This window comes from Streptomyces flaveolus (assembly GCF_000716535.1).
Taxonomy (GTDB): Bacteria; Actinomycetota; Actinomycetes; order Streptomycetales; family Streptomycetaceae; genus Streptomyces; species Streptomyces flaveolus_A.
This window is the reverse complement of the sequence record NZ_JNWV01000014.1, coordinates 105216-123712: the sequence shown is the minus strand read 5'-3', so window position 1 is coordinate 123712 and position 18497 is coordinate 105216. Positions and strand designations below refer to the sequence as shown.

The 18497-nt window shown below is 72.0% G+C and carries 17 protein-coding genes; 6 read left to right on the top strand and 11 right to left on the bottom strand.

Going from position 1 to position 18497, the window contains the following annotated elements:
- Nucleotides 1–18 precede the first annotated feature (18 nt).
- The gene (locus tag OO52_RS16635; protein WP_030644833.1) at nt 19–1527 is read right to left on the bottom strand and encodes a PLP-dependent aminotransferase family protein; all 1509 of its coding nucleotides are present in this window, start codon (nt 1525–1527) and stop codon (nt 19–21) included.
- 103 nt (nt 1528–1630) lie between these two features.
- Here OO52_RS16635 and OO52_RS16630 point away from each other — a divergent pair, with 103 nt between their 5' ends.
- The 4 genes from OO52_RS16630 (at nt 1631) to OO52_RS16615 (ending at nt 5131) form a co-directional block, all read left to right on the top strand.
- Nucleotides 1631–2302, top strand: coding sequence for a YczE/YyaS/YitT family protein (locus OO52_RS16630; RefSeq protein ID WP_048910356.1), 672 nt, complete (start codon nt 1631–1633; stop codon nt 2300–2302).
- Nucleotides 2299–3075 (top strand): glycerophosphodiester phosphodiesterase, encoded by a 777-nt coding sequence (locus OO52_RS16625; protein WP_030644830.1) that lies wholly within the window; start codon nt 2299–2301, stop codon nt 3073–3075. The genes OO52_RS16630 and OO52_RS16625 overlap by 4 nt, the downstream gene beginning before the upstream one ends.
- Nucleotides 3076–3131: 56 nt before the next feature.
- Nucleotides 3132–4478, top strand: a complete 1347-nt coding sequence (locus tag OO52_RS16620; protein WP_030644828.1) for an MFS transporter — start codon at nt 3132–3134, stop codon at nt 4476–4478.
- Between the two features lie 278 nt (nt 4479–4756).
- Nucleotides 4757–5131, top strand: a complete 375-nt coding sequence (locus tag OO52_RS16615) for an RNA polymerase-binding protein RbpA (protein WP_003977404.1) — start codon at nt 4757–4759, stop codon at nt 5129–5131.
- A gap of 82 nt (nt 5132–5213) precedes the next feature.
- Here OO52_RS16615 and fxsA read toward each other — a convergent pair whose 3' ends face one another.
- The 4 genes from fxsA to OO52_RS16595 all read right to left on the bottom strand — a co-directional run bounded on the left by fxsA (nt 5214) and on the right by OO52_RS16595 (nt 9345).
- Nucleotides 5214–5765, bottom strand: coding sequence for an FxsA family membrane protein (gene fxsA, locus OO52_RS16610; RefSeq protein ID WP_030644826.1), 552 nt, complete (start codon nt 5763–5765; stop codon nt 5214–5216).
- Between the two features lie 95 nt (nt 5766–5860).
- Nucleotides 5861–6655 carry a polyprenol monophosphomannose synthase gene (locus OO52_RS16605; protein WP_030644825.1) on the bottom strand — a complete coding sequence of 265 codons (795 nt, stop codon included), beginning with the start codon at nt 6653–6655 and terminating at the stop codon, nt 5861–5863.
- 559 nt (nt 6656–7214) lie between these two features.
- The gene (locus tag OO52_RS16600; protein ID WP_030644824.1) at nt 7215–8822 is read right to left on the bottom strand and encodes an amidohydrolase; all 1608 of its coding nucleotides are present in this window, start codon (nt 8820–8822) and stop codon (nt 7215–7217) included.
- 82 nt (nt 8823–8904) lie between these two features.
- A complete protein-coding gene (locus tag OO52_RS16595) occupies nt 8905–9345 on the bottom strand; it encodes an Lrp/AsnC family transcriptional regulator (protein ID WP_014671472.1) in 441 nt (146 codons plus the stop codon).
- A 234-nt stretch (nt 9346–9579) separates the two neighbouring features.
- Here OO52_RS16595 and OO52_RS16590 point away from each other — a divergent pair, with 234 nt between their 5' ends.
- Complete coding sequence (locus tag OO52_RS16590) at nt 9580–10014, top strand: hypothetical protein (RefSeq protein ID WP_030644823.1); 435 nt, start codon at nt 9580–9582, stop codon at nt 10012–10014.
- Between the two features lie 464 nt (nt 10015–10478).
- On the opposite strand, the gene OO52_RS16585 is transcribed toward OO52_RS16590, so the two are convergent.
- Nucleotides 10479–11651 (bottom strand): acyl-CoA dehydrogenase, encoded by a 1173-nt coding sequence (locus tag OO52_RS16585; RefSeq protein ID WP_030644822.1) that lies wholly within the window; start codon nt 11649–11651, stop codon nt 10479–10481.
- Nucleotides 11652–11983: 332 nt separating this feature from the next.
- On the opposite strand from OO52_RS16585, the gene OO52_RS16580 reads away from it, so the two are divergent.
- Nucleotides 11984–13216 carry a glycoside hydrolase family 18 protein gene (locus OO52_RS16580; RefSeq protein ID WP_030644821.1) on the top strand — a complete coding sequence of 411 codons (1233 nt, stop codon included), beginning with the start codon at nt 11984–11986 and terminating at the stop codon, nt 13214–13216.
- 13 nt (nt 13217–13229) lie between these two features.
- Here the strand turns inward: OO52_RS16580 and OO52_RS16575 are convergent, their stop codons facing one another.
- The 5 genes from OO52_RS16575 to OO52_RS16555 form a co-directional block, all read right to left on the bottom strand.
- Entirely contained in the window at nt 13230–13877 is a 648-nt protein-coding gene (locus OO52_RS16575; RefSeq protein WP_037629082.1) for a TetR/AcrR family transcriptional regulator, read from the bottom strand.
- A gap of 122 nt (nt 13878–13999) precedes the next feature.
- Nucleotides 14000–14140 carry an SCO1431 family membrane protein gene (locus OO52_RS49620; RefSeq protein ID WP_103816500.1) on the bottom strand — a complete coding sequence of 47 codons (141 nt, stop codon included), beginning with the start codon at nt 14138–14140 and terminating at the stop codon, nt 14000–14002.
- Nucleotides 14141–14258: 118 nt separating this feature from the next.
- Complete coding sequence (locus OO52_RS16565; RefSeq protein ID WP_030644819.1) at nt 14259–15626, bottom strand: peptidase C39 family protein; 1368 nt, start codon at nt 15624–15626, stop codon at nt 14259–14261.
- A 228-nt stretch (nt 15627–15854) separates the two neighbouring features.
- Nucleotides 15855–17381 carry an amino acid permease gene (locus OO52_RS16560; protein ID WP_245240316.1) on the bottom strand — a complete coding sequence of 509 codons (1527 nt, stop codon included), beginning with the start codon at nt 17379–17381 and terminating at the stop codon, nt 15855–15857.
- A gap of 54 nt (nt 17382–17435) precedes the next feature.
- Nucleotides 17436–18392 carry a hypothetical protein gene (locus tag OO52_RS16555; protein ID WP_030644815.1) on the bottom strand — a complete coding sequence of 319 codons (957 nt, stop codon included), beginning with the start codon at nt 18390–18392 and terminating at the stop codon, nt 17436–17438.
- Nucleotides 18393–18497: the final 105 nt, after the last annotated feature.

Sequence of the window (18497 nt, the reverse complement as noted above, 5' to 3'; positions counted from 1 at the left end):
GGTCGTCCCCGCCGGCGCCTACGCCACGAAGGTCCTCGGCGCCTCGCCCGCTCCCGTCGCCCCCGACTCCACCAGCCGGGCCGCGGCGGCGAGCCGCACCGCCGCCTCGTCCGCCACCGCTCCCCCGACGGTGAACGGGAGCCGGACGTAGCCCTCGAACGCGCCGTCGACTCCGAAGCGAGGACCGGACGGGACGCGGACGCCGGTCCGTTCGCCCGCTTCCGCGAGGCGTGAACCGGAGAGACCGCCGGCGCGCACCCACAGCGTCAGGCCGCCCTGGGGCACCTCGAACTCCCAGTCCGGCAGTTCCCGGCGCACCGCCGCCACCAGCGCGTCCCGGTTCTCCCGGGCCTGCGCGCGGCGGAGCTCGACGGCCTGCTCCCAGCCCCCGGTGCTGAAGAGCCAGTTGACGGCCAACTGCTCCAGCACCGGCGTGCCCAGGTCGGCGTACGCCCGCGCGGCGACCAGGCTGCGGATGACGTCCGGCGCAGCCCGCACCCAGCCGATCCGCATCCCCGCCCAGAACGCCTTGCTCGCCGAGCCGACGGTGATCACCGTGGAGCCGGCCGGGTCGAACCCGCAGACCGGGCGGGGCATGCCGCCGTCCCGGAAGTCCTCGTCGAGCCACAGCTCGCTCATCGTCTCGTCGGCGACCAGCACCGTGCCGGCCGAGCGGGCCGCGTCCACCAGCCGGCGCCGCTGGTCCTCGTCGGCGAGCGCCCCGGTGGGGTTGTGGAAGTCGGCGACCACGTAGGCGATCCGCGGCGCGGCCTCGCGCAGCACCTGGCGCCAGCGGTCCACGTCCCAGCCGGACAGGCCCTCGGCCATCGCGACGGGCACGAGCCGGGCGCCGGCCTCGCGCATGAGCTGGAGGATGTTGGCGTAGGACGGGGACTCCACGGCGATCCGCTCGCCCCGGCCCGCGAAGAGGTGACAGATGGCGTCGATGGCGCCCATCGCACCGGTCGTCACCATGATCTGCTCCGGCATGGTGGGGATCCCGCGCGTGGTGTACCGCTCGGCGATCATCGAGCGCAGCGCGGGCAGCCCGGCCGGGTAGTCGCCGTGGGTGTGGGCGTACGGCGGGAGTTCCTCCAGGGCGCCCTGCACGGCCCGGGTGAGCCACGGCTCGGGCGCCGGGAGCGAGGCGCAGCCGAGGTCGATCACCGAACCCAGGGCCTCGGGAGGCAGGGGTTCCAGGCCACGGGCGGGGATGGGGTTGCCGGCCGGTACGGCGGTCCAGCTGCCGGCTCCGCGCCGGGACTCCAGGAAGCCCTCGCCGCGCAGCGCCTCGTAGGCCGCGGCCACGGTGGTGCGGCTGACGGAGAGGGCGAGGGCCAGTTCGCGTTCCGCGGGCAGGCGCGCGGCCACCGGGACCCGGCCCTCCAGCACGAGCAGCCGGACGCCGTCGGCGAGGGCGCGGTAGGCGGGGGGACGGCGGGTGCCGGGGCCGGCCGGACGCTCCTGCTGGGAGTTGAGGAGCCGGGCGAGCTGCGCGGCCCCCACGGCCGAGGTCCACTGCGCCATGAAGATCAGTCCACCTTCCCCGAATTGGCCATGGATGACGATTCATCCCAAGCCACAGAGTGTCATGCGTCAGGCCACCGCCACCACCCAGGGGGGTAATTCCATGTCCTCTCCCAGTCCATCCGGTCCCGGCCGCCCCCTCGGACGGCGGCTGGTCCAGCTGTACGCGGGGCTCGCGCTCTACGGCGCGAGTTCCGCGCTGCTCGTGGCGGCGGGGCTGGGCCTGGAGCCGTGGAACGTGCTGCACCAGGGGCTCGCGGAACTGACCGGGCTGAGCATCGGGGTCGTGTCGATCATCGTGGGCGCGGCGGTGCTGCTCCTGTGGATCCCGCTGCGCCAGCGCCCCGGGCTCGGCACGGTCTCCAACGTCTTCGTGGTCGGCCTCGCCATGGACGGCACGCTCGCCCTGCTCCCGGACGCGCGCTCCCTCGCCGCACGTGTCCCGCTGCTGCTCGCGGGGATCGTGCTGAACGGCGCGGCGACCGGCCTCTACATCGCGGCGCGCTTCGGGCCGGGTCCGCGTGACGGGCTGATGACGGGGCTGCACCGGCGCACCGGCCGGTCGATCCGGCTGATGCGGACGGCGGTCGAGGTGGCGGTGGTGGTCACCGGGTTCGTGCTGGGCGGCACCATCGGGGTGGGCACGGTGCTCTACGCCGTGTCCATCGGCCCGCTGGCGCAGGCCTTCCTGCGGGTGTTCGCCGTCCCGTCGGCATCGGCGGGCAGCACGGTCGTTGCCGGAGCGACACCCGGACGCGCGATACTGCGTCCGTGAGCCTCACGACACCGCGCCCGCGCCATCCGTACCTGGACCACCCGGTGCCGATCGCCTTCGCCCACCGGGGCGGGGCCGCCGACGGCCTGGAGAACACCGTGGCCCAGTTCCGGCGCGCGGTGGAGCTGGGCTACCAGTACATCGAGACGGATGTGCACGCCACGGCGGACGGCCGGCTGGTCGCGTTCCACGACGCGACCCTGGACCGGGTCACCGACGGAGCGGGCCGGATCGCCGACCTGCCGTGGGCGGACGTACGGCACGCGCGCGTGGGCGGCCGTGAACCGGTGCCGCTGTTCGAGGAACTGCTGGAGACCTTCCCCGAGGTGCGCTGGAACGTCGACGTCAAGGCGGAGCCCGCGCTGCGCCCCCTGCTGGAGCTGATCGAGCGCACGGACGCCTGGGACCGGGTCTGCGTGGGCTCCTTCTCCGAGGCGCGCGTGCTGCGGGCCCAGCGGCTGGCGGGGCCGCGACTGGCCACCTCGTTCGGCACGCGCGGGGTGCTGAGCCTGCGGCTGCGCTCGTGGGGGCTGCCGGCCGCGGTGCGCCGGTCGGCCGTGGCCGCGCAGGTTCCGGAGGCCCAGTCGGGCGTGCCCGTGGTCGACCACCGCTTCGTCCGCGCCGCCCACGCGCGCGGGCTCCAGGTGCACGTGTGGACGATCAACGAACCGGAACGGATGCACCGGCTCCTGGACCTGGGGGTTGATGGCATCATGACCGATCACATCGACACGTTGCGCAAGGTCATGGAGGACCGCGGCGTCTGGGTCTGACCACCCGGCCGCCTCGGCCCGAGCCTTCGCGGTTGAGCGGGGAAGCGAGGGCACGGGTGAGCACCGACACCGTGCGGGCGGGGGCGGCGGACGAGTCCGCCGGCCTCAGGCGCGAGCAGCGCGGCTGGTACGTCTACGACTGGGCGTGCTCGGTCTATTCGACGAGCGTCCTCACCGTCTTCCTCGGTCCGTACCTCACCTCGGTCGCCGAGCACGCGGCGGACGCCGACGGCTATGTGCACCCGTTGGGCGTTCCGGTCCGGGCCGGTTCCTTCTTCGCGTACTCGGTGTCCCTGTCGGTGATCCTTGCCGTCGTCGTGATGCCGCTGGTGGGCAGCGCGGCCGACCGCACGGGCCGCAAGAAGCCGCTGCTCGCCGCGGCCGCGTACACCGGCGCGGCGGCGACCACCGGCATGTTCTTCCTGAACGGCGACCGTTATCTGCTCGGCGGGGCGCTGCTGGTCGTGGCCAACGCGGCGCAGTCCGTCGGGATGATGCTCTACAACTCCTATCTGCCGCAGATCGCGCCGCCCGAGCAGCGGGACGCGGTCTCCTCCCGGGGCTGGGCCTTCGGCTACGCGGCGGGCTCGCTGGTCCTGGTCGCCAACCTGGTGCTGTACTCGGCGCACGACTCCTTCGGCCTGTCCGAGACCGCCGCCGTCCGCGTCTGCCTGGCCTCGGCCGGCCTGTGGTGGGGCGCCTTCACGCTGGTACCGCTGCGCCGGCTGCGTGACCGCCACGCGCGCGTGGACCGGGCCACGGCACCGGGGCTGCGGCAGCTTGCCGCGACGGTCCGGGACATGCGCCGCCATCCGCTGACCCTGGCGTTCCTGCTGGCGTACCTCGTCTACAACGACGGCATCCAGACGGTGATCACCCAGGCGTCGGTCTACGGGTCCGAGGAACTGGGGCTCGGCCAGTCGACGCTGATCGGGGCGGTCCTGCTGGTGCAGGTGCTGGCCGTGGCGGGGGCGCTGGCGATGGGGCGGCTGGCGCGGACGTACGGCGCGCAGCGGACGATCCTGGGCTCGCTGGTGGCGTGGACGCTCACGCTGGCGGCCGGCTGGTTCCTGCCCGCGCGGGCGCCGGTGTGGTTCTTCGTGCTGGCCGCGGGGATCGGCCTGGTCCTCGGCGGCAGCCAGGCGCTGTCCCGGTCGCTGTTCTCCCATCTGGTGCCGCCGGGCAAGGAGGCGGAGTACTTCTCGGCGTACGAGATGAGCGACCGCGGGATGAGCTGGCTCGGACCGCTGCTGTTCGGCGTGACCTACCAGCTGACCGGCAGCTACCGGTCGGCGATCATCTCGCTGGTGGCCTTCTTCGTCGTCGGCTTCGTCCTGCTCGCGCGGGTCCCGGTGCGGCGTGCGATCGCCGAGGCGGGGAACCCGGTTCCGGAGAAGATCTAGCGCCGATTTAGCACTCGGCGTGAAAGGGCGGTAGTGTACGCGTTTGGCCTGCCAGGCGTACCGTTACTGCGCGTCAAAGATGCCGAAACGCTGGGTGACATCTGCTAGCAGATGTGACAAACCGGGCGCCTGTGGGTAGAACAAGGGGCGGCTACGACGGCGACGCATGACCCGGAACGGGACTCGGAACGGGAATCTTTACCGCCGACCGGACGTTGACCGGATGACGACGACAGCGACACCTGTCCTGTGGGCGACAAGCCCGGGAGGCACGATTCATGAGTGAGCGAGCTCTTCGCGGTACGCGCCTCGTGGTGACCAGCTACGAGACGGACCGCGGTATCGACCTGGCCCCGCGCCAGGCCGTGGAGTACGCATGCGAGAAGGGGCACCGGTTCGAGATGCCCTTCTCGGTCGAGGCGGAGATCCCGCCGGAGTGGGAGTGCAAGGTCTGTGGTGCCCAGGCACTCCTCGTGGACGGCGACGGCCCTGAGGAGAAGAAGGCCAAGCCCGCGCGTACCCATTGGGACATGCTGATGGAGCGACGTACCCGTGAGGAACTCGAAGAGGTCCTTGAGGAGCGTCTGGCGGTTCTGCGCTCGGGGGCGATGAACATCGCGGTCCACCCCAGGGACAGCCGCAAGAGCGCATAACGCGCACGCACAACAACGACCGCGGGCGCCGTACGTCTTCACGTACGGCGCCCGCGGTCGTTGTTGTGCGTGCGCGGGACGCTCAGCGCGTGAGCGGGGGCCTCTGCTCCCCCGGCTCGGGCCGGTCCTCCCTGATGACCTCGCCCTGCACCACCTTGCCGTCGGGCCGGTGGATGCGGACCTGCTGGAACGCATCGCCCAGGCTGCCCGGGGAGGCCTCGCGCAGACTCCGTTCCAGGGCGCTCTCCGCGAAGCGGCTCACCGCCTTCTGGACCGGTGGGAGCAGCAGGAGCAGACCCGCCGCGTCCGAGACCAAGCCGGGGATCATGAGCAGCAGGCCGCCGAGCATCATCAGGCCGTTGCCGCCGCCGCGCGCCGGTGAGCCGCCCTGCTGCAACGCCTCGTTCAGGCTCTGGAAGGCGCGGCGACCCGCCCGCTTGATGACCACGGACCCCGCCACGAGGCCCGCGACCAGCAGCAGGAACACCGTGAGGCCGCCCGCGGCGCCCGCGACCAGGGTGAGCAGCCAGATCTCCAGCACCAGCCACGCGGCGAGGCCCAGCGGCAGATACCTGCGCAGCCGGGAGCGCCGGCGGCGGGCGGGGTACGGAGAGGTCGGAGCGCCAGTCGTCATGCTCCCAGTGTGCCTGGGCACGCCTCAGCGCGGGATAAGGGGGTGATCAGCCGGATCGCGAGCCGGCCGGGCGGCCGCCGGCCCCGAACCGGCCGCTAGGCCTGCTTGTCCTTGCCGGCGAGCTTGCCGAGGCGGTCCCCGACGCCCCAGGCGGTGACCCGCCACAGGGCCTCGACCACGATGTCCCGGCTCATCTTGGAGTCGCCCAGTTCCCGCTCGACGAAGGTGATGGGGACCTCGACGACGTGGTAGCCGGCCTTCACCGCGCGGCGGGCCAGGTCGACCTGGAAGCAGTAGCCCTGCGAGGCGACCTCGCCGAGGCCGAGACCCTCCAGCGTCTCGCGGCGGAAGGCCCGGAAGCCGCCGGTCACGTCCTTGATCGGCACGTCGAGCATGAGCCGCGAGTAGGTGGAGCCGCCCCGCGAGAGGAACTCGCGGGACTTCGGCCAGTTCACCACGCGGCCGCCCGGCACCCAGCGGGAACCGAGGACCAGGTCGGCACCCTTGAGGGCGGTGAGCAGCCGGGGCAGTTCCTCGGGCTGGTGGGAGCCGTCGGCGTCCATCTCGATCAGCACGCCGTAGTCCCGCTCCAGACCCCAGCGGAAGCCCGCGAGGTAGGCGGCGCCGAGGCCCTCCTTGCCCTTGCGGTGCAGCACGTGGACGTGTCCGTCCTCGGCGGCCAGTTCGTCGGCGAGCTTGCCGGTGCCGTCGGGGCTGTTGTCGTCCGCGATCAGTACGTGCGTCTCGGGGACGGCCTTGCGCACCCGGCCGACGATGGACTTGATGTTCTCCGCCTCGTTGTAGGTCGGGATGATCACCAAGGCCGTGCCGAGCGGACCGAACTGCCTCCCCTGGGCCTTGGCCGCGAGGGTCCCGTCGCCGTCGTTCACTGCTGCCCCTTCATGTCGTACGCAGGGGTCCACCATAGTGGCCGCGGCCTGGCAAGACGTGACAGCGCGTTCGTATGGTGGTGTCGGTTCCACAAGAGCGGGGTAAGAAGGTTGTTTTCGGTACCTTCCCACCACGTGCCGGACACCTTCGTACCACGACGGATGGGGGCCCGGCGCCCTTCGGTCCGACCCGGGACCCGCTGGCTGCGGGTCGACCGAAAGCCGTTGTCTACTGAGCGCCCGGGCCCCACCCGGGTCACACCTGGCCGACCCGCGAGAACGTTCCCCTCGTCGGCGCGGGCGCTGAGCCTGGCTCCCAGTGACGGTGCCCCGGTGCGGCACACCGTCCCTGACCCAGCGGCGCTGCGACGAGTCGGCTGAACGTCCCCCGGTCGGGCGTCCGGTGGTGGACTCGGACGAACCTACCGGCCCCTGGCCGCCGACTGTCAACAGTCCTCTGAGCTGGGCGGACGACACCGGCGGCACGGCCGTCGGGGAGGATGCGCAGGTCGGGCGGCGGGGCCCCGGCGGCCGGGGGAACCCGCGCCGCCCCGGGAGATCACTCGCCCGGCCGTACGAACACCGTCCGCCCGCCCACCACGGTGCGCAGGCAGACCGGCAGGTCACGGCCCGGGCTGAGGTCGGGCAGGCCGGGCGTGCCGGAGCGCGGATCGGTGGACCAGCGGGCGACCCGGTCGTCGGGGGCCTGCACGATCAGCTCGTCGGTCCGCCAGACGGCGTAGTCGGCGGGGGCGCCCGGGACCAGGACGCCCGCGTCGTCGCGGCCGACGGCCCGCCAGCCGCCGCGGGTGTGCGCGGTGAAGGCGGCGCGGACGGAGATCCGGTGCTCGGGCGTGCGGTGGAAGGCGGCGGCACGGACCGTGCCCCAGGGGTCGAGCGGGGTGACCGGGCTGTCGGAGCCGAACGCGAGCGGTACGCCGGAGCGCAGCAGCGCGGCGAACGGGTTGAGCGTGCGGGCCCGCTCCGCCCCCAGACGCCGTGCGTACATGCCGTCCTCGCCGCCCCACAGCGCGTCGAAGGCGGGCTGGACGGAGGCGATCAGGCCCAGCTCGGCGAAGCCTGCGACGGTGTCGGGGGTGAGCATCTCGGCGTGCTCGACGCGGTGCCGGGCGGCACGGATCCGGGCGAGGCCCACCTTCTCGGCGGCGGCGCGCACGCCCTCCACCACGGTGGCCACGGCGGCGTCGCCGATGGCGTGGAAGCCGGCCTGGAGGCCCGCCTCGGTGCAGGCCACGACGTGGGCGGCGACGGCGTCGGCGTCCAGGTAGGCGGTGCCGCTGTGGCCGGCGTCGGCGTACGGCTCGTGCAGGCAGGCGGTGTGCGAGCCGAGGGCGCCGTCGGCGAAGAGGTCGCCCGCGGCACCGGTCGCGCCCAGCTCGCGGGCCTTGTCGGTGTCCTGTTCGGCCCAGTACCCCACCACGCGGGGGCCCGGCGCCTCGGCGGCGAGGCGCAGCAGGCCGGTGAAGTCGTCCTCGGAGGAGATCCGCGGGCCGCCGCACTCGTGCACGGTGCCGATGCCGAGGGAGGCCGCGTGCGCCAGGGCGGTGCGCTGCGCCTCCTCGCGCTGGGCCGGCGTGATGGCGGCGAGGGCGGTCTCACGGACGGCGTGGTGGGCGTCCTTGGTGAGGGGGGCGTCCTCGCGCGGGACGTCGCCGGTGACCAGGTCCAGCAGGGCGGTGCTGACGACCGCCGAGTGCACGTCGATGCGGGACAGGTAGAGGGGGCGCCCGCCGGTGGCCTCGTCCAGCTCCGCGCGGGTCGGCGGCCGGCCGCCGGGCCAGCGGGCGGCGTCCCAGCCGTGCCCCAGCAGGACCCGGTCGTCGGGGCGGGCCGCGGCGAACTCGCGGACACGGGCGAGGGCGGCCTCCAGGGAGGGGGCGCCGGACAGGTCGAGGCCGGTCAGGGCGAGGCCGGTGGCGGTGGTGTGCACATGGGCGTCGGTGAAGGCGGGGGTGACCAGGGCGCCGTCGAGATCGACCACCTCGTCCACGCCGTCGGCGAAGGCGTCGGCCGCGCCCTCGGAACCGACCCAGGCGACGTGTCCCGCCTCCACGACCATCGCCGTGGCGAAGGGGTCCGCGGGGCTGTGCACCTCGCCGCGGCGGAGCAGGACGGTCTTGGGGGGCTCGGCGGTGCGGTTGCTCATAGCCGACAGTTTCTCTCGGTGCCGGGCGGGAGCCGCACCGGGGGCGCCCGAAGGGCACCGGGCGCCGTCGGCGCGGCGGCTGTCAGATCTTGGGCGGCCGTGCCTCGTAGGGTGTCGAGAGGACCACCGTCGTCCGCGTCGAGACGCCCGCCAGCGAGCGCAGCCGGGCCAGGAGTTCCTCCAGTTCGTGCGGGGTGGACACGCGCACCTTGAGGATGTAGTTCTCGTCGCCCGCCACGCTGTGGCACGCCTCGATCTCGGGGACCCCGGCGAGGCGGTCCGCGATGTCGTCGGGGGCGCTGGGGTCGAACGGCTTCACCGAGATGAAGGCGGTCAGCGGCAGCCCGACGGCCTCGGGGTCGACCACCGCGGCGTAGCCGCGGATGACGCCACGCTGTTCCAGCCGGCGCACCCGCTGGTGCACGGCCGACGTGGACAGGCCCGTGGCCTTGCCCAGGTCTGTGTAGCTCATCCGCCCGTCCTTGACGAGCAGCTGCACGATCTGACGGTCCAGCTCCTCCATGCCGCCAAAACCTACAGTGCGCTTGATCTCCACGGATACCTCAGAGGCGCAGGTCATTCCCTGTTCGGCAGAAAATGCACCGGGACGGGCACCTGCATACGGCATGTGACGAAGACCACACACCTTGAGCAGGCTCCGTGATGGTCTCGTGATTACCGCCGAGACCGGGCGGGAAGTGCTTGCTGTGGTCCAGGCCGCAGCGCCTTCACGGCCCAGCCTTAGGGGGAGAATCCCATGCAGAGTGCCCATCGCCCTGGTCGATCCGCGTCCACGCACCGGCAGCCGGTCGCCGGTCCCGAGCCGGAGGGCGTCGAAGCCGACGTCTTCGACGAGGATCCGGACGCCTACGACACCTTCGAGATGTACCGGGTGATCTGCCCGGACTGCGCACAGCCGATCGCGCTGCTGGCGGACGAGGAGGTGCTGCCGGAGCACGCGCTGTGCGCCTCGCCGTGGAACCCGTTCGGGCTGACGGTGTGCGCGGGTACGGGCCGTGCGGCGGCCGACGCCCGCCCCGCGGACGAGTCCTTCGAGCCGCAGGAGCAGGACACCGCCCTGCTGCTCACGCTCCCCCAGGGTCTGAACTGGCGGACGCAGCCGTTCTCGCACGTCGGCGGCCCGGGCTCGCGCCCGATGCGCGTGCCGTCGATGCGCCGCCAGGCCGCCTGAGTCGTCTCCCACCCCCCGCTCACCCACGCGTACGTGCTCCGCACCATGGCGCGCAGGCCGTCATGGTGCAGGACCGGTCTGCCCGGGTCCGCGGGGACGGCGACCTTCCCGGAGCAGACCTGACGGCAGGCGGCGCGCAGCGCCGGCTGACAGCACGTCAGCGGACCGGAGGAAGCCGGAGAGTGAACCGGACGGGGATGAACTGAAGCTCGATTCCGTCGGAGGGTGACCTGTGCGGCCGTCGGCGCGTTGCCCTGGTATGACCCCCACGTACTCGGCAACCGGGCGTCAGCGCCGTATCTTCGTCCCCCGCCCCGGAGAATCGGTTCCGCCGGCCGCGCCGCCGGACCCGCCCATCTACCGCGACCTCATGCGGACCTGGGCCGACCGGGGCCGCACCCTGCCGGGCCGCCATGACCCGGAGTGGGTCAGGCTGGCGGCCCCGACGGTGCTCACGGGCCAGTTCAGCGACCTTCTGGCCCCGCCACGTGACGGGCGATGACCATCCGCTGGATCTGGTTGGTGCCCTCGACGATCTGCAGGACCTTGGCCTCGCGCATGTACCGCTCGGCCGGGAAGTCGGCGGTGTAGCCGTAGCCGCCCAGTATCTGCACCGCGTCCGTGGTGACCTTCATGGCGGTGTCGGTGCAGTGCAGTTTGGCCATGGCGGCCTGCTTGGCGAACGGCCTGCCCGCGTCGCGCAGCCGGGCGGCGGCGAGGTACAGCGCGCGGCCCGCCTCGATCTGGGTGGCCATGTCGGCGATCATGAAACGCAGGCCCTGGAAGTCGGCGATGGGCCGGCCGAACTGGCGGCGCTGGGTCGCGTAGCGGACCGCCTCGTCCAGTGCGGCCTGGGCGAGGCCGATGGCGCAGGCCGCGATGCCGAGCCGGCCCGAGTCGAGCGCCGCCAGGGCGATGGAGAAGCCCTGGCCCTCCTCGCCGACGCGCCGGTCGTCGGGGACGCGGACGCCGTCGAAGTGCACCTGCGCGGTGGGGGAGCCCTTCAGGCCCATCTTCTTCTCGGGCGCGGCGCCGCTCAGGCCGGGGGCGTCACCGGGCACGAGGAAGGCGGTGATCCCGCGCGGGCCGTCCTCGCCGGTGCGGGCCATCACGGTGTAGAAGTCGGCGATCCCGCCGTGGGTGATCCAGGCCTTGGTGCCGTCGATCACCCAAGTGTCGCCCTCCCGGACGGCCTTGGTGCGCAGGGAGGCGGCGTCCGAACCGGAGGACGGCTCGGAGAGGCAGTACGCCCCGAGCAGGCCGCCGCCCAGCATGGCGGGCAGGTGCTCGACCTGCTGCTGCTTGGTGCCGTAGGTGGCGAGGGCGTAGGACGCGAGCGTGTGGACGCTGACGCCCAGGCCGACGGTGAGCCGGGCCGCGGCCAGCTCCTCCAGGACCTGGAGATAGACCTCGTAGGGCTGGTCGCCGCCGCCGTACTCGGACGGGTACGGCAGGCCCAGCAGGCCGGATTCGGAGAGCAGACCGAAGATCTCACGCGGGAAACGTCCCGCGTCCTCCTCCTCCGCGGCCCTGGGCGCTATCTCGCGCTGGGCGATCTCCCGGACGAGGGCGAGCAGATCCCTCGCCTCTTCCGTCGGCAGTTGACGCTCCACCGGCTGCGGGTCGCGGTCGGACATGGCGTCGGGCTCCTCCCTGTTCGGGCACCGGCGGTCCGGCCCGGGGTGGGGGGCGGCTCCGCCTGGTGATCGCGCTTCGCCGAAGGCGCCCGCTCCCGGGTCTCGGAAGCTGCTGACCAGCGGCATGCGCAGTGAGTATGCCCGATCAGCGACCTCCCGTCACCAGTTAACGACCGCTTACTTCAGGAGTCCAGTCGGGGCTCTGCGCAGGGCCGATATTGGTCCGAACCATTGACCTAATGGTCTAGTCCTCCTAGGGTGCATGACCAACGCTTTACCGCGTTCATGCCAATCGGCGCGCGTTCCCCTCTCCCCCACGAGGAGACACCCGAATGCACACTCCCCACCGCTCCCTCGTCCGGGCCCTCGTCTCGGCCGCGTGTACCGCCGCCCTCGGCGCCGGCCTGCTGGCCGGAACGGGCACGGCGACCGCGGCGGCCCCGAGCGCCCCGCGGCCGGCGGCCGGCTCGAAGGTCGTCGGCTACTTCACCGAATGGGGCACCTACGACCGCAAGTACTACGTCAAGAACATCGAGACCTCCGGCTCGGCCGCCAAGCTGACCCACATCAACTACGCCTTCGGCAACGTCACCGGCGGCAAGTGCGCCATGGGCGACTCCTACGCGGCCACCGACCGGGCCTACACCGCCGCCGAGTCCGTCGACGGCGTCGCCGACACCTGGGACCAGCCGCTGCGCGGCAACTTCAACCAGCTGCTGAAGCTCAAGAAGAAGCACCCCGGCCTGAAGGTCCTCTGGTCCTTCGGCGGCTGGACCTGGTCCGGCGGCTTCGGCGAGGCCGCGAAGAACCCGGCCGCCTTCGCCCAGTCCTGCTACGACCTGGTGAAGAACTCCAAGTGGGCGGGTGTCTTCGACGGCATCGACATCGACTGGGAGTACCCGAACGCCTGCGGCGACACCTGTGACACCAGCGGACGCGAGGCGTTCAAGAACCTGATGGCCGCCCTGCGCTCGAAGTTCGGCTCCGGGAACCTGGTGACCGCGGCGATCACCGCCGACGCCACCAGCGGGGGCAAGATCGACGCGGCGAACTACGCAGGCGCCGCCCAGTACGTCGACTGGTACAACCCGATGACGTACGACTACTTCGGCGCCTGGGACGCGACCGGCCCGACCGCCCCGCACTCCCCGCTGAACTCCTACTCGGGCATCCCCAAGGCGAACTACTACACCTCGGCGACGATCGCCAAGCTCAAGGGCCTCGGCATCCCGGCCTCCAAGCTGCTCCTCGGCATCGGCTTCTACGGGCGCGGCTGGACCGGCGTCACCCAGGCGGCCCCCGGCGGTACGGCCACGGGCCCGGCCGCCGGGACGTACGACCAGGGCATCGACGACTACAAGGTGCTCAAGACCAAGTGCCCGGCGACCGGCACCGTGGGCGGCACGGCCTACGCCAAGTGCGGCAGCGACTGGTGGAGTTACGACACCCCTGCCACCATCGCCACGAAGATGACGTACAAGAACCAGCAGGGCCTCGGCGGCACCTTCTTCTGGGAGCTGAGCGGCGACACCGCGAACGGTGAGCTGATCAGGGCGATCAACTGACGGTTCTTCCGGGTCAGCCGTCCCTGCGGGCGGGCGGCGGGGCCGGGTGGGCGGGGTCCAGCTCCTCGATGGCGCGCAGGGCCCCGCCGAGCGTCTTCACCAGCAGCTCGCACAGGGTGTCCCGGGACAGCCGGGGGCGGTCGATCCAGTCCAGGGTGGCGCCCTCCACGCTGCACACCCAGGAGAGCAGACCCATCCTGGCCACCGGGGAGATGTCGCCGCGGCCGTAGGCGCCCTCGGCGATCGTGGTGACGATCGCCTCGCGCACGCCGTCCCGGATCGCGTGCACCTCGGTGTCGAAGCCGACGCCACCGCTGACGATGGTGCGGTAGGCGGCCTGGTGCTGCTCGGCGTAGCGCAGATAGCCGTCGATCGTGCGGTGCACGCGGTCCACGGCGGGCAGCTCGACCCCGCCGGCGGCGGAGGTGACCAGGTCGGCGACGGAGTCCTGGATGATCGCCAGGTAGTAGCCGCGCTTGGACCGGAAGTAGTAGTAGATCAGGCCCTTGGCCACCTGCGCCTGGCGGGCGATGTCGTCCATGGACAACGCGTCGTAGGACGTGTCGGCGAACAACTTCCGCCCGATGGCGATGAGTTCGGCGCGACGCGCCACGGAACGCTCGGTGCCGCGCGCCTGGACGACGGCACGCTGCTGCGGCATGTTCAAGACCGGCCCTGCACTGGGTACGACGGGACAGCCGCAGTATGTCAGAACAAGCCGCACGCGTGAGCGGTCGATGCGGAGGCGATGACGCGCCGATTCCGAGGCGGGAGCGCCTCGGTTCAGAGCAGGCCGAGCTGGGTCACGAGCATCGCGAACACCGCGACGAGGACCCAGCCCAGGACATGCTCGACGATCTTCGGGCCGTCTTCCTGCGGGCCGCCGGTGACGGCGCGGGTGGCGGTGGCCGGGTGTGCGGTCATGGTGTTACTCGCAGAGGTCGGACGTATACGGCGGAATCCCCCCACCCATCCGTCCACCATGCCACCCGCGACGGCGTGCGCGGCGATGAGCTTGGTCACACGCCGCGCACACCGGGGCTCAGTACACGCCCACCGCGGCGAGCGCCTTGCGCTGGTGCGGGGTCGGGTGGGCCGGGAAGTAGAGGTAGCAGACCCCTCCGGTGCCGGAGACGACCTTGCCGGAGGCGTTGTACCGCTTGGTCCTGAGCCAGATGTTCTCCCACTCGCGCCGCTTGTAGACGCGCCGCACCGCCTCGTCGCTCGGCGAGGCGGGGTCGTTGGCGATCACGTCCCCGTCCGCGGTGAAGCCGATGACGGTCATCAGATGGCCGGAGGTGCCGTAACCGGCCCCCGTCAGCTCCTCCTTGAGGAACGACTGGGACGTTATGGCCGGGATGCCGGCCGCGATCAGCGTCTCCAGGTCGGTGAGGGAGGCGAGCCGGGTGACCACGCCCTGAAGGCCGTCGAAGGTGGCCGCGTAGGCGGCGTTGAAGGGCCAGTTGCCGCAGCCCTGGTACTGGTGGTCGTAGGTGGACCGGGCCGCGTGGCAGACCTGCGGGTCCGCGTAGGACGGGTCGACCCAGGACAGTTGCTCGGGGGTGAGCCGGCCGCCCCAGTACTCGATGATCATCTGTGAGGAGGTGGGGCTGCACCAGGCCTCGCCGCCGTTGTCGTACTCGGGGTACTGGCCCTTGTGGATCTCCTGCGAGTAGCGCGGTACGGCCAGTTCCTGGGCGAGGCCGGGAGTGGAGGCCGGCACGGTGAAGCGGTCGGGGATGTCGGAGCCCATCGCGCCGAGCCGCCAGACCGTCGGGGTCAGGTGCGTGCCGGGCCGGCGGTAGAGGGTGAGGCGCAGCCGGTACGACGTCAGGCGCAGGCCGGTGCTCGCGTCGTCGATGGCGAAGGTGTCCGTCCAGATCGTGCTCTTGCCGTCGGTCTGGTCGTCCACCGAGGTGCGCTTGATGTCCTGGTCGCCGGCGGCCCAGCGGCCCATCACGTACCAGGGTGTCTCGGTGCCGTCGGAGTACGTGCCGTGCAGCTCGACCTGGAGCCAGGTGCCGGCGGGGGTGTGCGCGTTCCAGGAGGCGATGACCTCGGTCGCGGGCACGGTGAGCCGGTGCACCGGGGAGGTCCAGGTGGCGTACTCCCAGGTGGCGGTGGTGCCGGTGTGCGGGTCGGTGTAGTCGCTGCGGCCGGCCGGGGCGCCGATCACGACGCCGGGGCGGCTGCCGGAGACCGGCCGGGCGCCCTGGGCGGTGCCGCAGCGCCAGTCGCGGAACGTGGTCCAGCAGTGGTAGTCGATCGGGCGGGCCTGCGCCTGGCCGGGGTCGTCGCTGCCGGCGGTTCGCGGTGCGGCGGCGGCAGCGGGGGCCGCTGTGCCGGTCACCGCCGCGGCGACGGCCACGGCCAAGACGGTTCTGCGGGACGGCTGTTGGGCTCTGCTCATGGGCGCGACGACCCCCAGGGTGTCCGAGACGGGCTGATCCGGTGCGGTAACTATGAAGCAGGCCGGATCTCGCTGCCAGCACTTCGGCGCATGCCGTGGCACGAATATTGGTCTGGACCCCTGACGGGGCGCGCCAGGGGCGCCCGAAGGGGCGCGGGAGCGTGGGGCCGCGCGGCCCCGCGCACCCCGCACCCCGGCGACGACGCGACCGCGAGCCGGACGGCTCGCTCAGACGAGATCCATCGCGGCGACCTCGTCCGGGCGGCCATAGCTGACCGGTCCCTGGAAGCGGCGGCGGGCCGTGGCGAACCACCACACCGTGGCCACCAGAAGGACGACGGCGAGCGCGATCGGCGCGTAGTTGAAGGAGTCGACGGTGATCGGGGAGGCCTGCGGCAGCATGAACAGGACGCTGCTGAGCAGGATCCAGGTCACCGCGAGCCAGCCGATCGGCCTGCCCCAGCGGCCCAGGTGCCAGGGACCGGGCTGGAACGCGTCGCCGAGCCGCAGCCGCAGGAAGATCGGTACGGCGTAGGCCAGGAAGAGGCCGACCACGTTGACGCTGACGATGGCGGTGAACGCCGTGTGCGACCACCAGCCCGGCACCACCAGGGCCAGCGAGCACACGACCGCGAGCCAGACCGCCTTCACCGGCGTGCGGGTGCGCAGCGAGACCGTGTGCCACCAGCGGGAGCCGGGCATGGCGCCGTCCCGGGAGAAGGCGAAGATCTGCCGGGTGTTGCTGGTGAGGTTGGCGAGACCGCAGAAGAGCATGGCGCCGATGACGATGAGGAGCATCACCTTGGCGGTGCGCAGGCCGAGGCCGTCGATGAGGATCTGCACGGGCGGCGCGGCGGCCCCGGCCACCTTGGCGTAGTCGCCGATGCTATAGACCAATGCCAGCATCAGGACGAGACCGGTGATCGCCGAATAGCCGATGGCACGGGTGATGCCCTTCGGGGCGCTGACCGTCGCATGGACCGTTTCCTCGGACATGTGGAAGCTGCCGTCGAACCCGGTGAAGGTCCAGCTGGTGACCAGCAGGCCGAGCATGCCGCCGTAAAGCCCGCTCGTGAAACCGGTGTTGTTCTCGAAATGGGTGACGAAGGACGCGGACTGGTGATGATCGGGCATCACGATGAGTGCGCCCACGATCACGACGAGTCCGATCAGCAGCCACCACACGGAAATGCGGTTCAGTACGGCGACGAGCTGGACGGTGTAGGTGTTGGCGAGCCCCTGGAGCACGATGATCAGGGCCGTGATGAGGACCGTCTGGTGCGCGGTCGGCTGGTAGGAGGGCCACTGCAGCTCAACGAACACCTGTATGAAGGTGGCGGCGGCATAGCCGGTGGCGGCGGTGCCGCCGATCTGGCCGACGAAGTTCAGCCAGCCCGTGAACCACGACCAGGCGCCTTTGTGCCGCTTGGCGAGTTTACCGGCGGAGAAATACAGGGCACCGCTGGTCGGATAGGCGGAGGCGACTTCCGCCATGGCCGCGCCGATGAGCAGCACCATGAGCGAGACGCCGATCCAGCCGAACACGAGAATGCGGGGGCCGCCCGCGTTCATACCGAATCCGAAGGACGAGAAAATGCCCGAGAGGATATTGATGATGGTGAACGAGATCGCGAAATTGTCGAACGCCCGGAAGCGTCGGGTGAGTTTCCGCGGATAACCCATCGCGTGCAGGGTGGCGTCGTCGTCGAGCACGACGGGGTCCGTCGCGCGGGCGCGGGCCCGGGGAGTCGACATCCGTTCCGACACAGATCGGCCTTTCTCTGGGTGGGGGGTGGAGGGGACGTGCGGTCAGGCGGGCCCCGGGACGGGCAGGCCGCAGGCGCGCCGCGCCCGGGAGAGCTGCTCGGCGGGATCGCCGAAGGCGCTCCACGGCATGCGCGAGGCGTACGGGCCCATCGCCGTGAAGACCGCCCGGGCCTCGAACACGCGCTGGGCCATGACCAGCGCGTGCGCGAGGTAGGCCAGGTCGAGCACCGGGGTGAAGCGGTAACCGGCCACGCTGGGCAGCCAGTGCTGGTAGATCGCCAGCGCGGTGGAGCGCCACTGGGGCTGCTCCCACACCCGGTCGGCGAGGAGCTGGGTGGGGTTGTAGCTCTCCACCAGGGCCACCAGGGGAAGCAGCCGCAGGGCGGAGTCGGCGGGCGCCCGCTGGCTGAGGAAGGCGGCCACGTCCCAGGCAGCGGTGACCGAGCCGCCGTACCGCGTGAAGAAGCAGGACAGGAAGCGGTGGTGGGCCTCGCGGTGCCAGGGGTCCAGGGACAGGATGTGCGCGAACAGCCGCCAGGGGCCGGGCGGGGCGGTGAGCAGGCCTTTCGGGGCCGGGTCGCGCAGCCGGTGGAGCCGGGCCATGGCGAGCCGGGCGACCCAGGGGGTGGGGTCGGCGGGAGCCGCCTCGGCGGCCCGGTCGCAGGCGGTCAGCGCTATCCGTTCCAGGGCCTCGGCGCGCTCGTCACGGGCGTCGGCGGCCCGCAGGGCGCGCTGCACCGCGACCCGGGCCCACATGAGCGCGGCCTCGGGCGTCGGCTCCTCGGCCAGCCAGCGCTCCACCAGGTCGGTGCCCGCCGCCTCGGAGGCGAGGACGAGCGAGCGGTGGGCGCGCAGGGCGAAGTCGGAACGCGTCTCGGCGAGCGCCTCGTGGGCGTATCGATAACGTCCGGCGCGCACATCGACGCATACGCTCGCCAGGACCCGGTCGTCGGCCGCCGGATGCCATACATAGTGCCCTTCGAATAATTCCGCGGCCATGGTCCCCCTGCCGGTCCCCGTTCGACGCATCACGTTGCGCAGGAGGCACCTTACTCAGCGTGGGGCACACCCGGAACGCCGAATTCGACATATCGGTCAGGGGAT

Coding starts and splice junctions, on each gene's coding strand:
- OO52_RS16635 (WP_030644833.1), bottom strand. CDS start 1,527: ATGGCGCAGTGGACCTCGGCCGTGGGGGCCGCGCAGCTCGCCCGGCTC.
- OO52_RS16630 (WP_048910356.1), top strand. CDS start 1,631: ATGTCCTCTCCCAGTCCATCCGGTCCCGGCCGCCCCCTCGGACGGCGG.
- OO52_RS16615 (WP_003977404.1), top strand. CDS start 4,757: ATGAGTGAGCGAGCTCTTCGCGGTACGCGCCTCGTGGTGACCAGCTAC.
- fxsA (WP_030644826.1), bottom strand. CDS start 5,765: ATGACGACTGGCGCTCCGACCTCTCCGTACCCCGCCCGCCGCCGGCGC.
- OO52_RS16600 (WP_030644824.1), bottom strand. CDS start 8,822: ATGAGCAACCGCACCGCCGAGCCCCCCAAGACCGTCCTGCTCCGCCGC.
- OO52_RS16595 (WP_014671472.1), bottom strand. CDS start 9,345: ATGGAGGAGCTGGACCGTCAGATCGTGCAGCTGCTCGTCAAGGACGGG.
- OO52_RS16590 (WP_030644823.1), top strand. CDS start 9,580: ATGCAGAGTGCCCATCGCCCTGGTCGATCCGCGTCCACGCACCGGCAG.
- OO52_RS16585 (WP_030644822.1), bottom strand. CDS start 11,651: ATGTCCGACCGCGACCCGCAGCCGGTGGAGCGTCAACTGCCGACGGAA.
- OO52_RS16580 (WP_030644821.1), top strand. CDS start 11,984: ATGCACACTCCCCACCGCTCCCTCGTCCGGGCCCTCGTCTCGGCCGCG.
- OO52_RS16575 (WP_037629082.1), bottom strand. CDS start 13,877: ATGCCGCAGCAGCGTGCCGTCGTCCAGGCGCGCGGCACCGAGCGTTCC.
- OO52_RS49620 (WP_103816500.1), bottom strand. CDS start 14,140: ATGACCGCACACCCGGCCACCGCCACCCGCGCCGTCACCGGCGGCCCG.
- OO52_RS16565 (WP_030644819.1), bottom strand. CDS start 15,626: ATGAGCAGAGCCCAACAGCCGTCCCGCAGAACCGTCTTGGCCGTGGCC.
- OO52_RS16560 (WP_245240316.1), bottom strand. CDS start 17,381: ATGTCGACTCCCCGGGCCCGCGCCCGCGCGACGGACCCCGTCGTGCTC.
- OO52_RS16555 (WP_030644815.1), bottom strand. CDS start 18,392: ATGGCCGCGGAATTATTCGAAGGGCACTATGTATGGCATCCGGCGGCC.